The 434-nt window shown below is 35.9% G+C and carries 1 pseudogene; it reads right to left on the bottom strand.

The annotated features are described in order from the left end of the window. Positions 1-434 (bottom strand): annotated as a pseudogene (locus D7V20_RS19545) (transposase); the annotation flags it as partial.

Here is a 434-nt window from a genome sequence, read left to right as displayed (position 1 = left end):
ATCACTTTTTTTTGATCATGTTGCCATTCACCTGTTAAATAGCACCAACAGAAACCGATAGCTAGCACTGCTATCAATTTCTTGACTCGTCTAGGGTCTGTTAAACGAGTATTTTCAAGATTAAACCCGCGTCCTTTGAGACAACTGAATAAGGTTTCAATTTCCCAGCGTAATGCATAATCCTGAATAGAATTGGCATTAAACTGAGGAGAAACGACGAGTAAAAGTTCTCCATTTTCTAACTGTAGTGCACTTATATATAGTTTCACTCGACCAACCAAAATCCGTCGTTTACGACATTCAATTTGACCAACTTGAAGATGGCGAAATAAATCACTGATTTTATGATTCTTTCCTAAATGATTGGTGACAATAAAGTTTTTTTAACACGAATGCAGAAGTTGATGTCTTGTTCAATTAACCATGTAAACCAC

Origin of the sequence: Acinetobacter rongchengensis (genome assembly GCF_003611475.1) — a bacterium.
In the GTDB taxonomy this organism is placed as follows: Bacteria; Pseudomonadota; Gammaproteobacteria; order Pseudomonadales; family Moraxellaceae; genus Acinetobacter; species Acinetobacter rongchengensis.
This window is presented reverse-complemented; position numbering and strand designations above follow the sequence as displayed.